Source organism: Nocardiopsis halotolerans DSM 44410 (genome assembly GCF_000341065.1).
Classification (GTDB): domain Bacteria; phylum Actinomycetota; class Actinomycetes; order Streptosporangiales; family Streptosporangiaceae; genus Nocardiopsis; species Nocardiopsis halotolerans.
The window spans coordinates 33,885-55,276 of record NZ_ANAX01000160.1; the positions used below are offsets into that span (position 1 = coordinate 33,885).

General features: G+C 70.3%; 15 protein-coding genes. 11 read left to right on the forward strand and 4 right to left on the reverse strand.

All coding sequences use genetic code 11. The annotated features are described in order from the left end of the window. The first annotated feature begins 71 nt into the window (after positions 1-71). Together D455_RS0112005 and hpf are read left to right on the forward strand one after the other, a co-directional pair. Positions 72-860 carry a ComF family protein gene (locus D455_RS0112005; RefSeq protein WP_017570968.1) on the forward strand — a complete coding sequence of 263 codons (789 nt, stop codon included), beginning with the start codon at positions 72-74 and terminating at the stop codon, positions 858-860. Between the two features lie 746 nt (positions 861-1,606). Then, the gene (hpf, locus tag D455_RS0112010; RefSeq protein WP_017570969.1) at positions 1,607-2,275 is read left to right on the forward strand and encodes a ribosome hibernation-promoting factor, HPF/YfiA family; all 669 of its coding nucleotides are present in this window, start codon (positions 1,607-1,609) and stop codon (positions 2,273-2,275) included. Between the two features lie 298 nt (positions 2,276-2,573). On the opposite strand, the gene D455_RS30150 is transcribed toward hpf, so the two are convergent. Beyond that, complete coding sequence (locus tag D455_RS30150; RefSeq protein WP_152487052.1) at positions 2,574-2,996, reverse strand: hypothetical protein; 423 nt, start codon at positions 2,994-2,996, stop codon at positions 2,574-2,576. 603 nt (positions 2,997-3,599) lie between these two features. Here D455_RS30150 and secA point away from each other — a divergent pair. Beyond that, positions 3,600-6,446 carry a preprotein translocase subunit SecA gene (secA, locus tag D455_RS0112020; RefSeq protein ID WP_017570971.1) on the forward strand — a complete coding sequence of 949 codons (2,847 nt, stop codon included), beginning with the start codon at positions 3,600-3,602 and terminating at the stop codon, positions 6,444-6,446. A gap of 159 nt (positions 6,447-6,605) precedes the next feature. On the opposite strand, the gene D455_RS0112025 is transcribed toward secA, so the two are convergent. The 3 genes from D455_RS0112025 to D455_RS0112035 all read right to left on the reverse strand — a co-directional run bounded on the left by D455_RS0112025 (position 6,606) and on the right by D455_RS0112035 (position 9,935). Further along, entirely contained in the window at positions 6,606-7,346 is a 741-nt protein-coding gene (locus D455_RS0112025) for an MBL fold metallo-hydrolase (RefSeq protein WP_017570972.1), read from the reverse strand. Positions 7,347-7,688: 342 nt separating this feature from the next. Then, a complete protein-coding gene (locus tag D455_RS0112030) occupies positions 7,689-9,152 on the reverse strand; it encodes a PTS transporter subunit EIIC (protein ID WP_017570973.1) in 1,464 nt (487 codons plus the stop codon). A gap of 45 nt (positions 9,153-9,197) precedes the next feature. Next, positions 9,198-9,935 carry a GntR family transcriptional regulator gene (locus D455_RS0112035; protein ID WP_017570974.1) on the reverse strand — a complete coding sequence of 246 codons (738 nt, stop codon included), beginning with the start codon at positions 9,933-9,935 and terminating at the stop codon, positions 9,198-9,200. 267 nt (positions 9,936-10,202) lie between these two features. On the opposite strand from D455_RS0112035, the gene D455_RS0112040 reads away from it, so the two are divergent. The 8 genes from D455_RS0112040 (at position 10,203) to D455_RS0112075 (ending at position 21,214) form a co-directional block, all read left to right on the forward strand. Continuing rightward, positions 10,203-11,243: an SIS domain-containing protein gene (locus D455_RS0112040; RefSeq protein ID WP_017570975.1), complete on the forward strand. Its 1,041-nt coding sequence runs from the start codon at positions 10,203-10,205 to the stop codon at positions 11,241-11,243. A 37-nt stretch (positions 11,244-11,280) separates the two neighbouring features. After that, complete coding sequence (locus D455_RS0112045; RefSeq protein ID WP_083922212.1) at positions 11,281-11,592, forward strand: glucose PTS transporter subunit EIIB; 312 nt, start codon at positions 11,281-11,283, stop codon at positions 11,590-11,592. 36 nt (positions 11,593-11,628) lie between these two features. After that, on the forward strand, positions 11,629-12,117 hold the full coding sequence (locus D455_RS0112050) for a PTS sugar transporter subunit IIA (protein WP_017570977.1): 489 nt from the start codon (positions 11,629-11,631) through the stop codon (positions 12,115-12,117). A 121-nt stretch (positions 12,118-12,238) separates the two neighbouring features. Beyond that, positions 12,239-13,909 carry a glycoside hydrolase family 3 protein gene (locus D455_RS0112055; protein ID WP_017570978.1) on the forward strand — a complete coding sequence of 557 codons (1,671 nt, stop codon included), beginning with the start codon at positions 12,239-12,241 and terminating at the stop codon, positions 13,907-13,909. Between the two features lie 85 nt (positions 13,910-13,994). Further along, the gene (locus D455_RS0112060; protein WP_017570979.1) at positions 13,995-14,651 is read left to right on the forward strand and encodes an HAD family hydrolase; all 657 of its coding nucleotides are present in this window, start codon (positions 13,995-13,997) and stop codon (positions 14,649-14,651) included. Positions 14,652-14,703: 52 nt separating this feature from the next. Beyond that, on the forward strand, positions 14,704-15,156 hold the full coding sequence (locus D455_RS0112065; protein WP_017570980.1) for a DUF6912 family protein: 453 nt from the start codon (positions 14,704-14,706) through the stop codon (positions 15,154-15,156). A gap of 77 nt (positions 15,157-15,233) precedes the next feature. Further along, positions 15,234-15,983, forward strand: coding sequence for an HAD family hydrolase (locus tag D455_RS0112070; protein ID WP_017570981.1), 750 nt, complete (start codon positions 15,234-15,236; stop codon positions 15,981-15,983). A gap of 362 nt (positions 15,984-16,345) precedes the next feature. Continuing rightward, positions 16,346-21,214 (forward strand): NAD-glutamate dehydrogenase, encoded by a 4,869-nt coding sequence (locus tag D455_RS0112075; RefSeq protein WP_017570982.1) that lies wholly within the window; start codon positions 16,346-16,348, stop codon positions 21,212-21,214. Positions 21,215-21,392: the final 178 nt, after the last annotated feature.

Consider the following 21,392-nt stretch of genomic DNA (forward strand, 5'->3'; position numbering starts at 1 on the left):
GGGGTCCCGGGGTCGTCCACAGGTCCGGGAAGGGGCTGGCGGCGGCTGGCCCGGGCACTGATGCTGGACGTATGGATGATCGGACACACCTCGCGGACGTGTTGCGAGGGGTACTCGGCGCGCTGCTCGACCTGCTCCTCCCGCAGCCCTGCGCGGGGTGTGAGGGCCCCTCGGGGCCGCTGTGTACGGACTGCCTCACCGCGCTGTGGTGTCGTCCCCACCGGTGCGCGCCGCGTCCTGGCTGTCCGCCCGTCTGGGCGGCCGGTCCCTACGCCGGGCGCCACCGCGGGATCCTGCTCGCCTACAAGGAGGGCGGTGCGGACGCCCTGGCGGCGCCCCTGGGCGGTCGGCTGGCCGCCGCCTACACCGCGTCGGGCCTGGCCTCCCCGGACACCCTGCTCGTCCCCGTGCCCGGACGCGGACCGCCGCGTGATCCCCGGGCGCCGGTCACCCGGCTGGCACGCGCCTGTCTGGCGGAGGCGGGCGGCGCGAACGCCGGAAGGGTGGCGCCGCTGCTGCGCTACCGGGGGCGCCCCCGGCGCCAGGCCGGTCTGGGACGCGCCGCACGCCTGGCCAACCGGACGGGTGTCCTCGTCGCCGACCGCGCGCCCGCGGGGGTTCCCGGCACGGCGCGCGGAGCGGCGGTCGTGGTGGACGACGTCCTCACCACGGGAGCCACGGTGGCCGAGGCGACCCGGGCGCTGAGGGCCGGTGGGTTCGGGGTGGCGGGCGCGATCGTCCTCCTGGAGAGCCTTTCCGGAGGCGCCGCCACCCGGACGGCCGGTACCGGGGCGGCGGGTGCCGGACCACCGCGCATCAGGGTGCCGAGCCGGGCAAGAAGGTTTTACGAACCCTCCTGAACAGGCGAAAAGTCCACGTGCGCAAGGATTTGCGACTGTTACCAACGAGTTGGGAAGGTGGTCGCCACCTGACATCCTCGCCGGGACAGGTTACGGTCACGGTATGGCACCCGTCCGGGTCCGTGGTTGCGTCGGAGATTGTGAGCCCCCGGGAACACCGGGGCGCCGCTCCGGCAAGCCGATGCCAGGCGCAGGCGAAACGGCCCACGTAAGGCGACTTTTCGTCGACCGATCACGGTGCGCCTTAGAGGTAAGTCCTGCCCCGCGGAGGGTCCAGATGTCCCTCATGACAGGGAGAAGAGCAGTAGTCGCGGACAAGAGCGGCGACACTCTCAGCAGGCGGATGTGGGGACGAAGACCAGGTCGGCCGGACGGGTGGCATCCCATCGCCCGGGGGTCCGCCAACGGCGGACTCCCGGAGACGGCTCCCTCACACCCCGCCCGTGGGGGCCGCCACACCGCGGTCCCGAGCGGCCGGTGGGTGCCCGAGGGATGCCTTGTCCCCATCGTTCCCGACGTCCTTTCCCCCAGTTCGGCGGCTGTCGGCAATCGTGCCCGTGGGGCGCGTGATGACACCGCTGCTGGTGGGTATACGCATCTCCAACCGAGCCGTGCCTCCGACAGGACGGGGGCACCAGCGGAAGGGGGCTAGCGCGCGACACCCCTTCCGCCCCCCTGGCGGCGGAAGGGACGCAGAGCCAGCCTGGCCGTCGCCTTCACGACGGCCACGCGATGAAGGGGGTCCTATGGACATCATCGTCAAGGGTCGACGCACCGGTGTGAGTGACAAGTTCCGACAGCACGTCGACGACAAGCTCGGCAGGCTCTCCAAGTGGGAGAAGAAGGGCATGACCGTCGACGTGGAGGTGTCCAGAGAGCGCAACCCCAAGCTCGCCGACGTCTGCGAGCGGGTTGAGCTGACCATCCGGACCAACGGCCCGGTCATCCGCAGCGAGGCCGCCTCCTCCGACCGGTACGGCGCCCTCGACATGGCGGTCGACAAGATCGAGGCCCGTCTCCGTAAGGCCGCGGACCGCCGTAAGGTCCACCGCGGCAACCACGCTCCCGTCTCCGTCTCGGCCGCGACCGCCGACCTCCCCGGAGACCTGCCCCCGGTCGCCACCGCCACGCAGGCTCCCCCGGCCCAGCGCAGCGGAGAGGAGGTGAGCGGCGGCCCCGAGACGGTTGAGAGGTTCTCCGACGAGTTCGTCGAGCTCGACACGCAAGGGGACGTCCCCGTCATCGTCAGGGAGAAGTTCCACAGGGCCAAGCCCATGAGCATCGACCAGGCGCTGATGGAGATGGAACTCGTGGGCCACGACTTCTACCTCTTCCACGACGAGGTCAAGGACGCCCCGAGCGTCGTCTACCGGCGCAAGGGCTTCAACTACGGAGTCCTCCGGCTCGTCGACTAGGTTCCGTTCCCCGCACGGACGGCCGCCGGGACGGGGCGTCGCCGACGGCGCGTGTGGGACCCGGGCCTCCTCCCCGCGCCCGGGACGCCCCGGAGGCGCCCCTCCCCGGGCTCCCGGGTCGGGGCCGACCACGTCCCGGGCCCCGTCGCACACGCGGCGGGAGCCGTGTCCCGGCGGTTTCGCGGGCCCTCTCCCACAGGCACGCCCCTCCGTCCGGCCACCACGGGCACGACGCTGCGGCGGGTCCCACGNGCCCTCCGCCGATGTGCGTCCCCGGCGGGCCCTCCGAGGCCCGCGTCTACCCGGGCCGCTTCTTGGGGCTCTCGGTCTTGATCCGGTGCAGCGGGGTGCCGTGCGGCTCCTCCGACTCCAACCGCGGCGAGTCGAGGACGACGTCGCTCATCATGTCGAAGACCAGGGCCACCACGGCCGCCGTCACCAGGAGGACGCCGCCGATCACCAGGAGCACCACGGACATCCCCATGGCGACGCCGACGCCGCCCACGATGAACCCCGCGCAGGCCAGCAGTACCGCCACCCAGGAGGAGAGACGCCCCCGGTGGTTGTTGGTGGGCGCGATGCTGCCGCCCTGGCGTTGGAACCCCCGGATGCGGCCGAAGCGCCTCTCGTCATCCAGGTCCGGACGATGCCGCTCCCACGCCAGACCCGGGTCATCCTTGTCGTTCGACTGCGGAGTGGTGTGCCTTCTGCGCGAGATCATGTCGTCGAACACCTCGACCGGGGTGCGTGGAGCCGGTGTTGTCTGCTGATTGGTCTCGGTCGCCCCTGTCGTCTCGTGAGCTCCTGTGGTCTCATCAGTTCCAAGGGCCTCAGCGGACTCAGGGTCCTTCTTGTGTTTGTGTGCTCGCATGGTGATCCCCCCTGGGAACACGTCGCGTTCGGCGGTCAGCACCCGCCAGGTCACGGTGTGACCTCCTACGAAGTGCCTACCCAGGAAACCGGGGAGCCATCAGCGGACGCGGGAGGAGGGGGCGTCGGCGTCCGTGCCGTCCGCGTTCGGCCGGGCATTCGTCCGGTACCGGGTTCCCCGGGGCGTCGGGATATCCGAAAAGTTCTCCACCCCCGTCACAGGCCGTGTGACATGCGGGAACATATCGCCTGGTTTTATTCGTTGCGCAGGGGGAAACGTGCGGGCGGACCCCTCTTCCGAGAGGGCGGGCGTATGGTTCGTGTCCTCTAGGATGTAGGCCCGAGGGCCCGGGAACCCCGCCGTCCTCCGCGGCCACGGGAAAGCGGTCAGCGGGCCTAGATCTGATCTCCACATGTGTGGAGCCAACCGCGATCTGCGAGGAGCGCATAGGAAGTGCCAGGGATACTCAGCAAGCTCCTGCGCGCGGGTGAGGGAAAGATCCTGCGCCGGCTCAACAAGTTGAAGGACCAGGTCAACTCGCTCGAGGAAGACTACGTCGAACTCACCGACGAGGAGCTGCGCGACCTCACCCAGGAGTACAGGGAACGTTACGAGGACGGTGAGTCCCTGGACGACCTGCTGCCCGAGGCCTTCGCGACCGTCCGCGAGGCGGCCAAGCGCACCCTGGGCCAGCGTCACTTCGACGTCCAGATCATGGGCGGCGCCGCGCTCCACCTCGGCAACATCGCCGAGATGAAGACCGGTGAGGGCAAGACCCTGACCGGTACCCTCGCGGTCTACCTCAACGCGCTCGCGGGCAAGGGCGTCCACGTCATCACGACCAACGACTACCTGGCCAGGCGCGACGCCCAGAACATGGGCCGCGTCTACCAGTTCCTCGGCCTCGAGGTCGGCGTCATCGGCCCGCAGATGACCGCGGCGGACCGCCGCAAGGCCTACCAGGCCGACATCACCTACGGGACGAACAACGAGTTCGGCTTCGACTACCTGCGCGACAACATGGCGCTCTCGCTCAAGGACACCGTCCAGCGCGGGCACTTCTTCGCCCTGGTCGACGAGGTCGACTCCATCCTCATCGACGAGGCCCGTACCCCGCTGATCATCAGCGGCCCCTCCGAGCAGAACTCCCGCTGGTACTCCGAGTTCGCCAAGATCGCTCCGCGCCTCAAGCGCGAGGAGGACTACGAGGTCGACGAGAAGAAGCGCACCGTCGGCATCACCGAGTCCGGTGTGGCCAAGGTCGAGGACTGGCTGGGCATCGACAACCTCTACGAGGCCGTCAACACCCCGCTCATCAGCTTCCTCAACAACTCGCTCAAGGCCAAGGAGCTGTACAAGCGGGACAAGGAGTACATCGTCAAGGACGGTGAGGTCCTCATCGTCGACGAGTTCACCGGCCGCGTCCTGGCGGGGCGCCGCTACAACGAGGGCATGCACCAGGCCATCGAGGCCAAGGAACGCGTCAAGATCAAGGACGAGAACCAGACGCTCGCCAAGGTCACCCTCCAGAACTACTTCCGCCTCTACGAGAAGCTCGCCGGTATGACCGGTACCGCCCAGACCGAGGCGGCGGAGTTCAACCAGACCTACTCCGTCGGCGTGGTGCCCATCCCCACCAACAAGCCGATGATCCGCGAGGACGTCAAGGACGTCGTCTACAAGCACGAGGACGCCAAGTTCCAGGCGCTCGCCGAGGACATCGCCGAGCGGCACGAGGCGGGACAGCCCGTCCTGGTCGGTACGACCAGCGTCGAGAAGTCCGAGCTGCTCTCCCGGATGCTCAAGCGCGAGGGCGTGCCGCACGAGGTCCTCAACGCCAAGAACCACGCCCGTGAGGCCTCGATCATCGCCCGCGCGGGCAGGCTCGGCGCGGTCACCGTCGCCACCAACATGGCCGGTCGCGGTACCGACATCATGCTGGGCGGCAACCCCGACTTCCTCGCCGACGAGGAGCTCCAGAACCGCGGTCTGAGCCCGCTGGAGACCCCGGAGGAGTACGAGGAGGCCTGGCCCGAGGCGCTGGAGAAGGCCAAGGCCGACTACGAGGCGGAGCACGAGAAGGTCGTCGAGGCCGGCGGCCTGTACGTGCTCGGCACCGAGCGGCACGAGTCCCGGCGCATCGACAACCAGCTGCGCGGCCGTTCCGGCCGTCAGGGTGACCCCGGCATCTCCCGCTTCTACCTGTCCCTCCAGGACGACCTGCTGCGCCTGTTCAACAGCAGCCGTCTGGAGGCGTTCATGGGCCAGCTGAACATCCCGGACGACCAGCCCATCGAGTCCGGCATGGTCAGCAAGGCGATCGCCTCCGCGCAGGGCCAGGTCGAGACGCAGAACTTCGAGGTCCGCAAGAACGTCCTCAAGTACGACGAGGTCCTCAACCGGCAGCGCAAGGTCATCTACGCCGAGCGCCGCAAGGTCCTGGAGGGCCAGGATCTGCGCGAGCAGGTCATCAGCATGCTGGAGGAGGTCCTGCGCGGCTACGTCGTGGAGGAGACCGCCAACGGCGACCCCGGCGACTGGGACCTCGACAGGCTCTGGCGGGCCTTCAAGCAGGTCTACCCGATCAGCGTCACCGTCGACGAGTTCATCGAGGAGAACGGTGACCTGCACACGCTGACGCCCGAGCTGATCGCCGACCGCGTCGTGGAGGACGCCAACGCCGCCTACGAGGCCCGTGAGGCGGACCTGGGCGAGGAGGCCATGCGCGAGGTCGAGCGCAGGGTCATCCTCCAGGTCATGGACCGCAAGTGGCGCGAGCACCTCTACGAGATGGACTACCTCCAGGAGGGCATCGGACTGCGCGCCATGGCGCAGCGCAACCCGCTGATCGAGTTCCAGCGCGAGGGATTCGACATGTTCCAGCAGATGCTGGAGGCCATCAAGGAGGAGTCCGTCGGCTACCTCTTCAACGTCGAGGTGCAGGTCCGCAAGAAGGAGGAGCCCGCCCTCACGTCCGCCGCGGCGGCGCAGACCGCCACCGCCGTCGGTGGCGGGTCCGCCGGTGCGACGGCCGTCGCGACCGCCGTGGACGAGGACGAGGAGGCCGAGGACGCCGCCTCGCCCGTGGATGAGGCCGAGGCCCCCGAGGACGTGGTCGTTCCCGGGTTCGGTGAGGACCAGCCCGACAGGCTCCAGTACTCCGCGCCGAGTGAGGACGGCACCGTCGAGCAGCACAGCGAGGCGACCGACGAGTACGCCGGTACGGCGCGCAACGCGCCCTGCCCGTGCGGCTCCGGCAAGAAGTACAAGAAGTGCCACGGGACCCCGGCCGCCAAGTAGGGCGACGGCGACCGTGACGCGCGTGGGCGCGGCCCCCTTCCGGGCCGCGCCCACGCGCGTTCACGTGTCCGGTCGTGCCGTGGCCCGGCCGTCTGGTCGTGGTCCTCCCGTGCGCCGTGGCCGTTCCTGAGGTCGGCGGGGCCCACGGGGCACGACGTCTCAGGAGGGGCCGTTCCGGAGGGCGAGGTCGGCCAGTCTCTCCGCGCCGTCGGTCCACGCCTCTCCGTGCCCGACGAGCACGGTCCGCGCGCCCGTGTCCGCGATCGCGTCCAACGACGCCAGCGCACGCTCCTCGTCCACGGTCGCCGCGCCGGACACGATCTGCGGCCCGTGCGTGCCGCGGTACGGGTTGAGGGTCACGACGGCGTCACCGGCGATGAGCGCGCCACGGTCCGGGAAGTGCAGGGCGCAGTGGCCCAGGGTGTGGCCCGGTGTGGGCACGACCCGCGGCGCACCGGGCACCGGCAGCTCGCCGTCCCGGAAGCGGTGCACCTCCTCGATCGGTTTCGGCCACCACGCCCGCCGCACCAGGAACGACGCGACCATGGGGGCGGCCCTCACCTGCGTCAGGAAATAGGGCGTGCGCGCACGCGCGTGACCGTACTGGCGGGGGTGCCGCGTGAGGGGGACGTCGTTCTCGTGGACGTGGACGGGGACGCCCAACCGGGAACGGAGCTGCTCGGCGAAACCGAGGTGGTCGAAGTGTCCGTGTGTCAGCACCAGGGCGCGGATGTCCCCGGGGCGCCGGCCGAGCGAGAGCACCGCCCGCTTCAGGGAGTCCCAGGAGCCTCCCACCCCGGCGTCGACGATCGTCAGCCGTCCCTCGTCCTCGACGATGAACCAGTTGACGTAGCCGTCCTGTACGCAGTGGATGCCCTCCGCCACGTTCTTCCTGAACATCGCACACCTCCGAGAGGTCAACGGGCCCGCCCTGCCTCGGGACTGCCCGATCCGTGAGCTACGAAACCGGAGGGCTGGTCGGGGACTGCTCCGAACGGCGCACCGCCCAGGAGCCGGACCGGTGCGCCACCCTGCTCCGGTTCACGGCCGACAGCCGGATCCGGACGAGCCGACCGCACGAAACGCGGAACCAGCTGGCCGAAGGGCTCCCCGCCCCTCTCGGCTCCGGTGACCGGGCGGAACCCCACCGCGTGCCCACCCTGCTCAAGGGCGCCGCCACGCACGTCGGGGCGCCCCTCACGGAGCGCCCCGACGAAATGTCTGTCCGAGAGGAGGCCCGGGTCAGCCGGAGGAGCCCGATCCGCCCTTCGCGTCCGGCGGTTCCTCGCCCGTGTTGGTCTCGGTGTGCACCCTCACGGTCTCGCCCTGGTCCTCCGGATCGCGCTCGCGTCCCGGCGTGGGCAGGTTGAGCCGGGTGATGAGCAGGTAGAAGATCCCGAAGTAGAGCACGAAGTACACCAGCCCGAGCAACAGGATCAGCCCGAGCCCCTGGGTGTTGTCCTTGGTGGCGTTCAACAGCATGTCGATCAGGCCCGCCGAGAACCCGAAGCCCAACTGGGCGTCCAGCGCGCTCAGGATCGCCATCGAGGCACCGGTCAGCACCACGTGCACCCCGAACAGCACCGGGGCCACGAAGATGAACGCGAACTCCACCGGCTCGGTGATACCCGTCGCGAACGCGGTCAGCGCCGCCGGGATCATGATCGATCCGATCTGGGTCCTCCGGGCCTTCGGCGCCGCCAGCCACATCGCCAGCGCCGCGCCGGGCAGGCCGAACATCAGTACCGGGAAGAACCCGGCGAGCAGGCTGCCCGCCTCCGGGTCACCGGCGAAGTACCGGGTGATCTCACCGTGCGACACGGTGCCGTCCGGAGCGGTGTGGGTGCCCGACACGAACCAGATGAACGAGTTCACCACGTGGTGCAGGCCCATCGGCAGCAGGAGGCGGTTGATCACCCCGTAGGCGCCCGCGCCCAGTGCGCCCGCGCCGATGATGGCCTCGCCCAGGTTCTGGATCCATCCGCCCACGATCGGCCAGACCAGACCGAGCGCGACACCCATCAGCAGACCGGCCAGCGCCGTCACGATCGGCACGAACCGGCGACCACCGAAGAAGCCCAGCCAGGTCGGCAGCTTGATCCGGTGGTAGCGCTGCCACAGCAGGGCCGCGACCAGGCCCACCGCGATACCGCCGAGCACGTCGGTCGGGTTCTTCACCGCGTGGTTGATGACCGGCGCGACCGCGTCCACGGCCGCGGGGTCCGTCAGGGGTTCCCGTGTCGTGGGATCGACCGGCAGCGGATACGTGACCAGCCGTGACCCCAGGTCCCCGGTGGGGCTGTCGAAGGTCACCATCGTCCAGGAGGCCACCCGGTCGAACACCAGGTAGCCGACCACCGCCGCCAGCGCGGTCGACCCGTCGGCGCGCTTGGCGAAGCCGATCGCCACACCGATCGCGAACAGCAGGGGCAGGGCCTCGAACACCGCGCTGCCCGCCGTTCCGACGGCGCCCGCGACCGGAACCATCCAGCCCATTCCGGGGAGTCCGGCCAGGCCTTCGGCACCGAGCAGGTCGGGCTGCCCCAGGCGGAGCAGGATCGCCGCGGCGGGCAGGACCGCGATCGGCATCATCAGGCTGCGGCCGAGCCTCTGGAGGACGGCGAGCGTGGAGGAGGGGCGTTTGGTTCCGGCGGCCCCGCCGGGAGGCTGTGACTCCGCTCGTGCGGGTGTCTGGTCCGAACTCATGGTGGGGGGTCCTCCTTCGGACACGCGCCTTGTGGACGCGGGACGTCAGTCGCCGTGCCGCCGGGGGTCCAGCCGGGAATGCAGCTGGTAGCGGTCGGCCCGATAGGTGGACAGTGCCAGTTCCACGCACTGTCCGTTGGCGAAGCTCCGGCGCTGCATCACCAGCACCGGGCTCCCAGCTGGCAGACCAAGGAGTCGGGAGTCGGCCGAGTCGCAGATCCCGGCCTCGATGGTCTGTTCCCCGGAATCCAACAGGATGTCGAACTCGTTTTCCAGTACCTCGTAGAGGGACCTTTCGGCGAGGTCGTAGTCCTCCAGGCCCGGGACCATGGCGGCGGGGATGTTGGAGCGCTCCACGGCCATGGGCTCGTCGTCGGCGGTACGCATGCGCTCGATGTGGTGCACCAGGGTGCCCGGTGCGATGTCGAGCATGCGCGCGGTGTGCCCGCTCGCCGGGATGACCTGGCGGATCAGCTCACGCGCGCCGGGCTCGAAGCCGCGTGCGCGCATGTCCTCGCTGAACGAGGCCAGGACCAGGGACATCTCGATCTTGGGGCGGGCGATGAAGGTGCCCTTGCCGGGAACCCGGTACAGCCGTCCCTCGGCCACCAACAGGTCGATGGTCTGGCGGACGGTCATCCGGGAGAGCCCGTAGGTGGCGCTGAGTTCGCGCTCGGACGGGACCATGTCGTCCACGCCCAGGCCCGCCTCGGTGATCCAGTCCAGGAGCAGGTCACGCAGTTGGCTGTACTTGGGGAGCGGGTTGCTGGGGTCGATCGACATGGGACGGGCGGCCTTCTCGGTCGGCGGATGGAGTCGGCGTCAGACCTTAGCGCGGACGGTCCGCGCGCTGCCGGTCGCCTCCGGCCCCGGGGCTCCCGGGACAAGCCGGACATGACTGGTATAGTCCGGACTAGACCACAGCTCCGTCCGCGTGTCAATCCGCCCAACGGCAGGTGACGCGCACCGTCGCCGGGGCGGATCGGAGGGCGCCGCCTCCGCGCCGACCGCGTGACGCCCCCGACCGCCACACACAGGGGAAGGCCCTCCATGAACACCACGAGCATGATGCGCTCCGAGATCGCCGAGCAGCCCGAGGCGCTGCGCCGTACCTTCGCCGAGCTCCTGCCACTGCGCTCCGAGATCGAGGCCCTGGGCCGCCGCACCAGGCACGTGCTGTTCATCGCACGCGGTTCCTCCGACAACGCGGCCGTCTACGGCAGCTACCTGCTCCAGGCGCACACCGGGCGCCTCGCCACCCTGGGGTCGCCCTCCATCGCCACCACCTACGGGGCCCGGATCGACCTGTCCGACGTCCTGGCCGTGGCCATCTCCCAGTCCGGGAAGACCGAGGAGATCGTCGAGACCATGCGCTGGGCCGCCGACTGCGGAGCCCGCACCGTCGGTGTCACCAACGGCGCGGACTCCCCGCTGGCCGAGGAGGCCGACGTCGCCCTGGTCACCCAGGCGGGGAACGAGGTCGCCGTGCCCGCCACCAAGACCTACAACACCCAGCTGGCCGCCCTCGCCGTCCTGGCCCTGGGCCTGGGCGCCGACCTGGACCCCGGGGACCTGTCCCGTGTCCCGGAAGGCATCGAGGAGACCCTGGCGGCGCCCTCGGAGGCCCTGGAGGAGATCGTCGAGCGGATGGTCGCCGTCCAGGGAGCGGTCATCTCCGGGCGCGGCATGGCCTTCTCCACCGCCCTGGAGGCCGCCCTCAAGCTCAAGGAGGCCTGCTACCTGCACGCCATGGGCCTGTCCTACGCCGACCTCCTGCACGGGCCCATCGCCGTCGTGGACCCGCGCACCCCCGCCCTGCTGGTGGCCGCGCCCACCGGTCCCACCCTCCGGGGCACGGTCGCCCTCGCCGAGCGCGCCCGTTCCGCCGGGGCCCCGGTCTTCGGGTTCGGCGGGGGCGGGTCCCTGGCCGCCGCCAGCGACCTGTCCGTCCCCGTCCCCGACGTGCCCGAGTGGGTGTCCCCGATGAACCTCATCGTCCCCGCCCAGCTGCTCACCGAGCGCCTGGCCCGCCGCCTGGGCTACGACCCCGACGTCCCGCGCGGCCTGAACAAGGTCACCCAGACCTCCTGACGGATCTCCCGACCACCCGTTCGGCCCGGGCCCTGGTGTGTGCGCCACGCCACCCCTAAGCTCGCCCTCAGGTTGCGGGACACCCCGTTCCACGGCAGAACACGGAGGAAGCATGGCGGACAAGGCAGCGGCGATCGTCGCCGGTCTGGGTGGCGCGGACAACATCGAGGACATCGAGGCCTGCATCACCCGGTTGCGCACCGAGGTGGCCGACGCCGGACTCGTGGACGAGGAGGCCCTCAAGGCGTCGGGCGCCCACGGCGTTCTGGTCTCGGGCAACGTCGTGCAGGTGGTGGTGGGCCCCGAGGCCGACACCCTCACCGACGACATCAGGGACCTGATCGAATAGGCGGATCAACCACCTCCGGGAGGGAAGACATCCCCCATGTCAGACGTGATCGGTACGCTCCGCGTGCTCTCCCCCGTACCAGGAACGGCACTGTCCCTCACGACGGTGCCCGATCCCGTGTTCTCCCAGTCCATGGTCGGTCCCGGAGTCGCCGTCCACCCCGAGCCCGGTCAGGAGGGCGGGCAGGAGGGAACCCAGGACGCCGTGTCCCCCCTCGTGGGGACCCTGGTGAAACTGCATCCCCACGCGTTCGTGGTGATGGCTCCCGACCACCGTCGGGGCGTGCTCGTCCACCTGGGCATCGACACCGTCCAACTGGCGGGGGAGGGGTTCACCCTCCTGGCCGCCGAGGGCGACGAGGTCGAGGCGGGCACCCCGGTGGTCCGCTGGTCACCGGGCATGGTCGCCGCGCAGGGGCGCCCCTCGGTCGTTCCGGTGGTCGCCCTGGACGCCTCGCCCGACGCGCTCGGCGATCTCGCCAGCGGCGCGGTCGGCCCGGGGGACCCGCTCTTCACCTGGGACTGAGACGGCGAACGGCCCGACCCGCCGCCACGCGCACCCACGTGGCGGCGGTTCGGCGTCTTGACCTCCGAAAAGAGGTATTCTCCGGCGGCGAACCCACGATTCGCCGGAGATGAACACCGACATGAGACTGTCCGTTCCACACGCCCTGGCCCCGGCCTGCGTGGGACTCGCGCTGATCGCCACCGCATGCACCACCGAGGAGGTGGGTTCCTCGCCCGAGGACCGCGAACCCCAGCCGTCTGCCGACGCCGAGCCCTTCGAGCCCGTGCTCGCGCCGCAACTGCTCTCCGAGATGGACCTGGACGAGAAGATCGGTCAGCTCCTCGTCCTGACCGCCCAGGGCTCCACGGCCGCCGACAACGCCGCCCAGATCGAGGCCCACCAACCCGGCGGCATCATCTACTTCGACGCCAACCTCGACGACGCCGAGCAGATCGCCGGCATGTCGGCGGGCGTGCAGGAGCTCGCCGCCGAACAGGGGCGGGGAATCCCGATGTTCATCGGCATCGACGAGGAACAGGGCCTCGTCTCCCGGCTGCCCGTGGGCACCAGCTTCCCCGACGCGATGGCCGTCGGCGCCACCCGCGACACCGAACTGGCCGAGCTGCGCGCCGCCACCACCGCCGAGGAGCTCACCGCCCTGGGCATCAACCTCAACTACGCGCCCGTCGCCGACGTCAACACCGATCCGAACAACCCGGTCATCGGCATCCGCTCCTTCGGCTCCCAACCCGACCTGGTCGCGGAGATGGCCGTCGCCGAGTCGGGCGCCTACTCGTCCAACGGCGTGGTGCCGGTGGCCAAGCACTTCCCCGGACACGGTGACACCGACGTGGACAGCCACACCGGCCTTCCCGTCATCGACATGCCGCGCGAGGAGTGGGAGGCCGAGCACCTGCCGCCGTTCAGGGCGGCCGTCGACGCGGGCGTGGACGCCATCATGACCGCGCACGTGCTCATGCCCCAGCTGAGCGAGGGCGACGAGCCCGCCACCATCTCCCCGGAGATCATCGACGGCATCCTGCGCGACGAGCTGGGCTACGACGGCGTGGTCACCACCGACGCCCTCAACATGGAGGGTGTGCGCCAGCGCCACTCCGACGGTGAGATCGCCGTGCGCGTGCTGGAGGCGGGCGTGGACCAGCTGCTCATGCCGCCGGACCCGGCCGCCGCCGTGTCCGCGATCCGCGAGGCCGTCGAACAGGGCCGCCTGACCGAGGAGCGCATCGACGAGTCCGTGCTGCGCGTCCTGACGCTCAAGGAGAAGCGCGGAATCCTGGAGGCCGAACCGGCGGACCCGGCCGCCGCCGCGGAGGTCCTGGAGGACCCCGCGCACGCCGAGGCCGCCCAGCGCGTGGCGGACGCCTCCGCGACCCTGCTGCGCAACGAGGGCGGCCTGCTGCCGCTGGCCGAGGGCAGCAGGGTCCGGGTCCAGGGCGTGGGCGCGGAGGAGATCGCCGCCACGCTCACCGAGGCCGGGACGAACGTGGTGGAGGGCGGCGCCGACGCCGTGGTCGTGGGCACCGGCGGCGGAAGCGGGGCCTCGGCCCAGGCCGGTCTGGTCCGGTCCGCGCGCGCCCAGGGCCTCCCGGTCGTCGTGGTGTCCCAGGGCACGCCCTACGACCTGGCGGCCTTCCCCGAGGCGGAGGCGTTCCTGGCGGTCTACTCGTCCGTGGACGTGTCCAGGGCCGCCGCCGCACGGGTCATCGCGGGTCTGGTGAAGCCCTCCGGCGAGCTGCCGGTGGACATCCCCGAGGCGGACGTCGAGGTCGGAACCGGGCTCACCACCTGATCAGCGGTGGTTGAAACGGGCGGGGAACGGGAAGAACGCTTCCCCGCCCGCTCGGTTGCGGGCGGTGACCGGAGGAGGGGATCGGATGGACAGCAGCCGACGAGAGGTCAGGGGAGTCATCTGTGACTGGGGCGGTGTCCTCACACCTCCGCTGCCCGACGGCATCCGGGCCTGGCTGACCGCCGACTGCATCGACGTCGAGCACTACTACGAGGTCATGCGTCCCTATTTCGACGGCAGCTTCAACGGGGACAACCCCGTGCACGCGCTGGAGCGGGGTGAGATCGACACCTGCGAGTTCGAGCGTGAACTGGCGGCCCGGCTGCGCTGCACACACGGCGGCCCGCTGGTGGCCGAAGGGCTGATCGACCGCATGTTCGGCAACTTCGATCCGGTGCACGACATGTACGAGGCCCTGCGCGAGGCTCGGAGCGGCGGTGCCAGCACCGCCCTGCTGTCGAACTCCTGGGGCAACTGCTACCCCCGTGAGCACTTCGACACCACCTTCGACGCGGTGGTGATCTCGGGCGAGGTGGGGATGCGCAAGCCCGAGCAGCGCATCTACCTGCACACCTGCGAGCAGATCGGCCTGGACCCCGAGGACTGCGTGTTCATCGACGACCTGGAGCACAACGTCCGCATCGCCGAGGAACTCGGTATGACCGGCATCCTGCACACCGATCCTGCCACGACCCGGCTGGAACTGGAGCGGCTCCTGACCGCCGACCAGCAGGTGGCCTGAGCCGGGGTGGCACACTTGGGGTGTCCAGACCACGTCCCGGAGAGTCGCTCACATGTACGTCTTCCTGCCCAGCACCATCCCCGCCCTGGCCCGCATGCTGGAGGAGGGACGGCTGGAGGGAGCGCCGCTGACCGCGTTCGCGGCCGATCCGGGGCCGGGGGAGGACACCGAGGAGGCCGAGTACGAGGCCATGTACGCCGCCGCTGAGGAATCGTTGGCGCTGCTGGCGGCCGACCCCGACGCACCCCGGCGCCGGGTGGTCCTGGCCGCGAACATGCCCGACCACGTCGTCGAGCGCGAGGGCCGAGCCGAGGAAGGCGTGGCCCGGGTGAGGGTCACCGGAACCGTTCCGTACAAGAAGCTGGCCTCGGCGCACGTGGACGACGCCGCGGCGGCGGAGGACGTGGCGGACGCCGTCCGGGACCCGTCCTCCGACGCGGTCGAGGACCACGAGCTGATGTGGTTCGCGGTGCAGGAGCTGCGCTACCTCGTCCGGGAAGCCTGAGCCACGCACCATTCGGGGCCGTCCCCCGTGGCCGGACCCGGACGGAGGTTTCCGCCTTTCCCGACCCATGCGGCAAGATGGACCCGTCCCTGCCCGGTCCGTCCAGCGAGGAGTCAGCCATCAGCCGCCTGGTGCTCTGGAACATCGACCTCACCCTCCTCGACGTGGGGCGAGTGACGAGGGCCGCCTACGCCGAGGCCTTCGAGAGGGTCACGGGTGAGCCGCTGGTCTACCTGACCTCCTCGGCGGGCCGCACCGACTCGGAGATGTTCTTCGAGTTCTGCGCCCGCAACTACGTCGACGTCGAACCCGACACGAACTCCCTCGCCGCGTTCCTCGACGCCCTGGAGGAGTCCTTCGGCAGGCGCTCCGAGGAACTGCTCTCCAAGGGCCGCGTCATGCCCGGTGCCGCGGCCTCGCTGGCGGCGGTCGCCTCCATGCCCGAGACGGTCCAGACCGTGGTCAGCGGCAGCACCCGCGCCAACGCCACGGCCAAACTGGTCGCCTTCGGGCTGGACACCTACCTCAACCTGGCGATCGGCGGCTACGGGTCGGTCAACTACCCCAAGTCCAGCCTGATCCAGTCCATCCGCCTGCACGCGGCGGGAGACGGAGGCCGGACCTACGGCGAGGACGAGACGGTCCTCATCACCGACTCGGCCCCGGACGTGCGCGCCGCGATGATCGGCGGCGCGGCCCCGGTCGCCGTGCTCAACGGATCGACCACGGAGGGCCAGCTCCGCGACGCGGGCGCGTCCGTCGTCCTGCCCGACCTGACCGACCCCAGGGCCGTGATGACCGCGATCCAGCAGGTAACGAATAAGTAACGACATGTTCGCCGCCGCCGGAGGGTAGGTGCCGCTTCGTGTACGCAGTCACCGATCACCGCAATGTGTCCCCAACGGTCAGCAACCACCATGTAACGGTGTTGGTCCTGTCCTCGGGGTCGAATACCAGTAGCCTTGGCAGGGGACGGGGCTGGGACAACGGCGTCCGGAGCCCCGTTCACCCACCGCCTGTGCGCACAGGCCCAGTACCAGACCCAACCTCGACCGACATGCTCGTGGGTTCCTTGCGGCCCAAGGGGCTCACGCGAAATCACACGGCGGCACAGAAGTTCACAGGTCACATGACCGGTCGTTCTGCCGGCGCTCGTGCGACGTTGCTCACAAAGGAGTGAGAGATCCCTATGTCCGGGCAATCCGACGTCCATCTCCAGAAGCTGCTCAGCGAGGCGGCCTCCAAGTGGTCCCCGGGGGCGCGCATCAGCCCCGAGGAGGCCGACGCCGTCCGCCGTTTCCTCCCCGTGTACTACCGCCACACGGACCCCGAGGAGATCAGCGGCCGCTCCCCGGAGCAGATCTGCGGCCCCGCCGAGGCCCACCGCTCCTTCGGCGCCCAACGCGTCCCCGGACGCGCCAAGGTCCGCGTCTACACCCCCGACGCCGAGCGCGACGGCTGGGAACAGCAGACCAGCGTCGTGGAGGTCGTCACCGACAACGCCCCCTTCCTCGTCTCCTCCGTCACCATGGCGCTCAGCGACCTCGGTGCCGGGATCCGGCTGATCGTCCACCCCCAGATGACCGTCGGCCGCGACCTGGAGGGGCGCCTGCGCCAGGTGGACCCGGAGATCGGCGGCGACGGCCTGCTGCCCACCGACGAGTCCTGGATGCACATCGAGATCGACCCGCAGCTCGACCCCGGGCGCGTCGAGGAGATCACCGCCCGCGTGGAGAGCGTCCTGGCCGACGTGCGCTACGTGGACGAGGACGCCGCCAAGATGAGCGACCGGGCCATCCGGATCGCCGACGAGCTGGCCGCCTACCCCGACCGCCTCGTGGCCGGGGGAGTGGATCCGAGCGAGATCGGCGAGAGCGTCGACTTCCTGCGCTGGACCTCCGGGCGCAACTTCACCTTCATGGGCTACCGCGAGTACGCCCTGGTCACGGACGAGGACGGCAACGACTCCCTGCGTCCCGAGCCGGGGTCAGGGCTGGGCATCCTGCGGATGGACTCGCCCGCCTCCACCAGCTTCGCCGCCCTGCCCCCCGAGATCCGCGCCAAGGCCCGCGAGCCCTACATCCTCGTCCTGACCAAGGCCAACTCCCGGGCCACCGTCCACCGGCCCAAGTACCTGGACTACATCGGCGTCAAGAAGTTCGACGCCCAGGGCAACATCGTGGGCGAGCGCCGGTTCCTCGGCCTGTTCACCTCGCAGGCCAACACCACCAGCATCTCCCAGATCCCCATCATGCGCCGCAAGCAGGCCGAGGTGCTCTCCCTGGCGGGCTTCGAGGCCGACAGCTACGACGGCAAGGACCTCACCGAGCTGCTGGAGACCTTCCCCCGGGAGGAGCTCCTCCAGATCCCCGTGGGCGAGCTGTACAACATCGTCCGCGGCGTCCTGCGCCTGCGCGACCGGCGCGGCACCAAGCTGTTCATGCGCCGCGACCCCTACGGCGGCCGGTACATGTCCTGCTTCGTGTACATGCCGCGCGACCAGTACAGCACCCGGGTGCGCCTGGACATCCAGAACGTCCTGGCCGACGCCTTCCACGGCGCCACCATGGACCACAACGTGCTCATCGGCTCCGCCCCGCTGGCCCGCCTGTACCTGGTGGCCCGCGCCCAGCACGGGCAGACCCTGGCCGACATCGACCAGGTCGCCCTGGAGGAGAAGGTCCGCGACGCCGCGCGCTCCTGGGACCTGGACCTCGACGACGCCCTCGCCGAGGCGTTCGGCCCCGTGCGCGCCACCGAGCTCAAGGAGCGCTACGCGAGCGGGCTGACCGAGGCCTACAAGGTCGACAACACCCCCGTCACCGCGGCGGCCGACATCTGCGAGTTGGAGAAGCTCCTCTCCCGTACCGCGCCCGAGAAGCGGCACGGCGAGTTCTCCGCGGTCCTGTACCAGCGCGAGGACGCCGAAGCCGGCTGCTGGCGGTTCCGCCTCTACCGGATCGGCGACCCCATCTCGCTCTCGCACGTCCTGCCCGTCCTGGAGAACCTGGGCGTGGAGGTCGTCGACGAGTGGCCCTACGACGTCACCGTCCGGGACGTGGGCCGGGTGTGGGTCTACGACTTCGGCCTCGGCCCGATCCCCGACTCCGACCTGGCGCCGGAACGCCTCAAGTGCCTGTTCGAGGAGGCCTTCGACGCCTCCTGGCGCGACCTGGGCGAGAGCGACCGGTTCAACGCCCTGGTCGTGCGCGCCGGACTCGACTGGCGCCAGCTCACCGTGCTGCGCGCCTACGCCAAGTACCTGCGTCAGACGGGTTCCACGTTCACCCCCGAGTACCTGGCCGACGTCCTGGTCGCCAACGTGGGCATCGCCAACCTGCTGGTCGAGCTCTTCGAGACCCGCTTCGACCCCGACCAGCCCGGCGAGGGACGCGACGAGCGCGCCGAGGTCATCGTCCGCAAGGTCGAGGGCGAACTGGAGTCCGTGGCCAGCCTGGACCACGACCGCATCCTGCGCTCGTTCCTGGCGGTCATCCGCGCCACGCTGCGCACCAACCACTACCAGGGCCACCCCTACCTGGTGCTCAAGCTCAACCCGCAGGAGATCCCGGACCTGCCCAACCCGCGGCCCCGGTTCGAGATGTACGTCTACTCCCCGCGTGTGGAGGGCGTACACCTGCGCTTCGGCGCGGTCGCGCGGGGCGGGCTGCGCTGGTCGGACCGCTTCGAGGACTTCCGCACCGAGATCCTCGGCCTGGTCAAGGCCCAGATGGTGAAGAACTCCGTCATCGTCCCCACCGGCGCCAAGGGCGGCTTCGTGTGCAAGCGCCTGCCCCGGGGCGGCAGCCGTGAGGAGGTGATGGCCGAGGTCGTGGCCTGCTACGAGCAGTTCATCAGCGGCCTGCTCGACGTCACCGACAACCTCGTGGACGGCGAGACCGTCCACCCCGAGCGCACCGTCCTGCACGACGGCGACGACTCCTACCTGGTGGTCGCCGCGGACAAGGGCACCGCGACCTTCTCCGACACCGCCAACGCCATCTCCGTCGCGCGCGACTTCTGGCTCGGCGACGCCTTCGCCTCCGGCGGCTCGGTCGGCTACGACCACAAGGCCATGGGCATCACCGCCCGGGGCGCGTGGGAGTCGGTCCGGTTCCACTTCCGCGAGATGGGCGTGAACGTCCAGGAGGAACCGTTCACGGTCGTCGGTATCGGCGACATGTCCGGCGACGTGTTCGGCAACGGGATGCTGCTGTCCCAGCAGATCCGGCTGGTCGCCGCCTTCGACCACCGCCACGTCTTCCTCGACCCGGACCCGGACCCGCACACCTCCTGGGTGGAGCGCAAGCGGATCTTCGACCTGCCCCGCAGCACGTGGGAGGACTACGACACCAAGCTGATCTCCGAGGGCGGCGGGGTGCACCCGCGCACCGCCAAGTCCGTGCCGATCACCCCGCAGGTGCGCGAGGCCCTCGGGATCGAGGACGGCGTCGAGTCCCTCACCCCCGACGAGCTGATCCAGTGCGTGCTCACGGCCCCCGCCGACCTGCTGTGGAACGGCGGCATCGGCACCTACGTCAAGGCCAGCACCGAGACGCACGCCGACGCGGGCGACAAGGCCAACGACCAGGTGCGCGTGGACGCCGCCGAGCTGCGGGTCAAGGTGATCGGCGAGGGCGGAAACCTGGGCCTGACCCAGGACGCGCGGATCGAGTTCGCCCGCGAGGGCGGCCGGGTCAACACCGACTTCATCGACAACTCCGCCGGTGTGGACACCTCCGACCACGAGGTCAACATCAAGATCATGCTCGACCGCGAGGTGCGGGCGGGCACACTGGACAAGGCCGACCGCGACCAGCTGTTCATCGACATGACCGACGAGGTCGCGGAGCTGGTCCTGGACAACAACGACGCGCAGAACACCGTGCTGGCCGCCTCACGCAAGCAGGACAGCCAGATGCTGCACGTCCACGGCCGGTACATGCGGTACCTGGAGCGCACCAAGGTCCTCAAGCGCAAGCAGGAGGACCTGCCCTCCGACAAGGCCATCGCGGAACGGCGCGCGGCGGGCCGGGGCCTGACCAGCCCCGAGTTCGCGACCCTGCTGTCGTACACCAAGATCAGCCTCAAGGACCAGATCGGTGTGTCCGACCTGGCCGACGACCCCTACCTGGCCGACATCCTGACCGCGTACTTCCCGACGCCGCTGCGGTCGGAGCGCTTCGCCGAGGGCGTGGCCTCGCACCCGCTGCGCCAGGAGATCATCGTCAACCAGGTCGTCAACCAGATGGTCAACCGCTCGGGGCTGACCTTCGCGTTCCGGCTCAACGAGGAACTGGGCTCCAGCCCCGCGGACATCGCCCGCGCCTACCTCGTGGTCCAGGACGTACTGGGGCTGCGCCGGTTCTGGACCCGTGTGGAGGAGCTGGACCACAAGATCCCGATGGACAGCCAGCTCGTCCTGCTGCTGGAGACCCGCAAGCTCGTCGAGCGTTCCGCCCGGTGGCTGCTGCGCAACCGCACGTTCCCGTTCGACATCAGCAGCGAGATCGGCTACTTCGCCGACAGCGTGGGCGAGGTGATGCCGCAGCTGGTCGAGCTGCTGCGGGGCCGCGACCGCGAGGCGTTCGTCGAGCGTCGCGACCGCTACACGTCGATGGGCGTGCCGACCGAGCTGGCCGAGCAGGTGGCCGTGATGGTGCCCGCCTACTCCACTCTGGACCTGGTGGAGATCTCCCAGCGCACCGGTCGTCCGGTGGAGAAGGTCGCCGAGCTCTACTTCGAGCTGGCCGACCGGCTCAACATCAGCTGGTGGCGTGAGCGCATCATCGACCTGCCGCGCGACGACCGGTGGGCCACGACGGCGCGGGCCTCCCTGCGTGACGACCTGTACGCGGCGCACGCCGACCTGACCGCGCGGGTCCTGGAGAGCGGTCCGGCGGAGGGGACGTCGGAGCTGATCGCCGCCTGGGTCGACCAGAACCGCGACCGGGTGGACCGCGCCGGGATCACGCTCTCGGAGATCCAGGAGAACGAGCGGTTCGACCTGGCCACGCTGTCCGTGGCGCTGCGGTCCTTCCGCAGCCTGGTGGACTAGCGGACCAGGGAGGACCAGTGGTCCGAGGGGGCCGGCCGGAGCGGTCGGTCCCCTTTCCGCGTCCGGGGCGCCGAGCGGCCGGGAGCCGGGGAGTGTCTTTCTGGATGCTCTCGTGCCTGTCGGCGGAGCCGGCACCCCGCGAGCGGCCCTCGCCCCTGCCGTGCCCTGCCTCGCGGGC

Bases quoted from the DNA above. Each gene is read 5' to 3' on its own strand.
- D455_RS0112075 (WP_017570982.1), top strand. From the start codon at position 16,346: ATGTCCGGGCAATCCGACGTCCATCTCCAGAAGCTGCTCAGCGAGGCG.
- D455_RS0112060 (WP_017570979.1), top strand. From the start codon at position 13,995: ATGGACAGCAGCCGACGAGAGGTCAGGGGAGTCATCTGTGACTGGGGC.
- D455_RS0112050 (WP_017570977.1), top strand. From the start codon at position 11,629: ATGTCAGACGTGATCGGTACGCTCCGCGTGCTCTCCCCCGTACCAGGA.
- D455_RS0112040 (WP_017570975.1), top strand. From the start codon at position 10,203: ATGAACACCACGAGCATGATGCGCTCCGAGATCGCCGAGCAGCCCGAG.
- hpf (WP_017570969.1), top strand. From the start codon at position 1,607: ATGGACATCATCGTCAAGGGTCGACGCACCGGTGTGAGTGACAAGTTC.
- D455_RS0112070 (WP_017570981.1), top strand. From the start codon at position 15,234: ATGGACCCGTCCCTGCCCGGTCCGTCCAGCGAGGAGTCAGCCATCAGC.
- D455_RS0112035 (WP_017570974.1), bottom strand. From the start codon at position 9,935: ATGTCGATCGACCCCAGCAACCCGCTCCCCAAGTACAGCCAACTGCGT.
- D455_RS0112055 (WP_017570978.1), top strand. From the start codon at position 12,239: ATGAGACTGTCCGTTCCACACGCCCTGGCCCCGGCCTGCGTGGGACTC.
- D455_RS30150 (WP_152487052.1), bottom strand. From the start codon at position 2,996: ATGATCTCGCGCAGAAGGCACACCACTCCGCAGTCGAACGACAAGGAT.
- D455_RS0112005 (WP_017570968.1), top strand. From the start codon at position 72: ATGGATGATCGGACACACCTCGCGGACGTGTTGCGAGGGGTACTCGGC.
- D455_RS0112065 (WP_017570980.1), top strand. From the start codon at position 14,704: ATGTACGTCTTCCTGCCCAGCACCATCCCCGCCCTGGCCCGCATGCTG.
- D455_RS0112030 (WP_017570973.1), bottom strand. From the start codon at position 9,152: ATGAGTTCGGACCAGACACCCGCACGAGCGGAGTCACAGCCTCCCGGC.
- D455_RS0112025 (WP_017570972.1), bottom strand. From the start codon at position 7,346: ATGTTCAGGAAGAACGTGGCGGAGGGCATCCACTGCGTACAGGACGGC.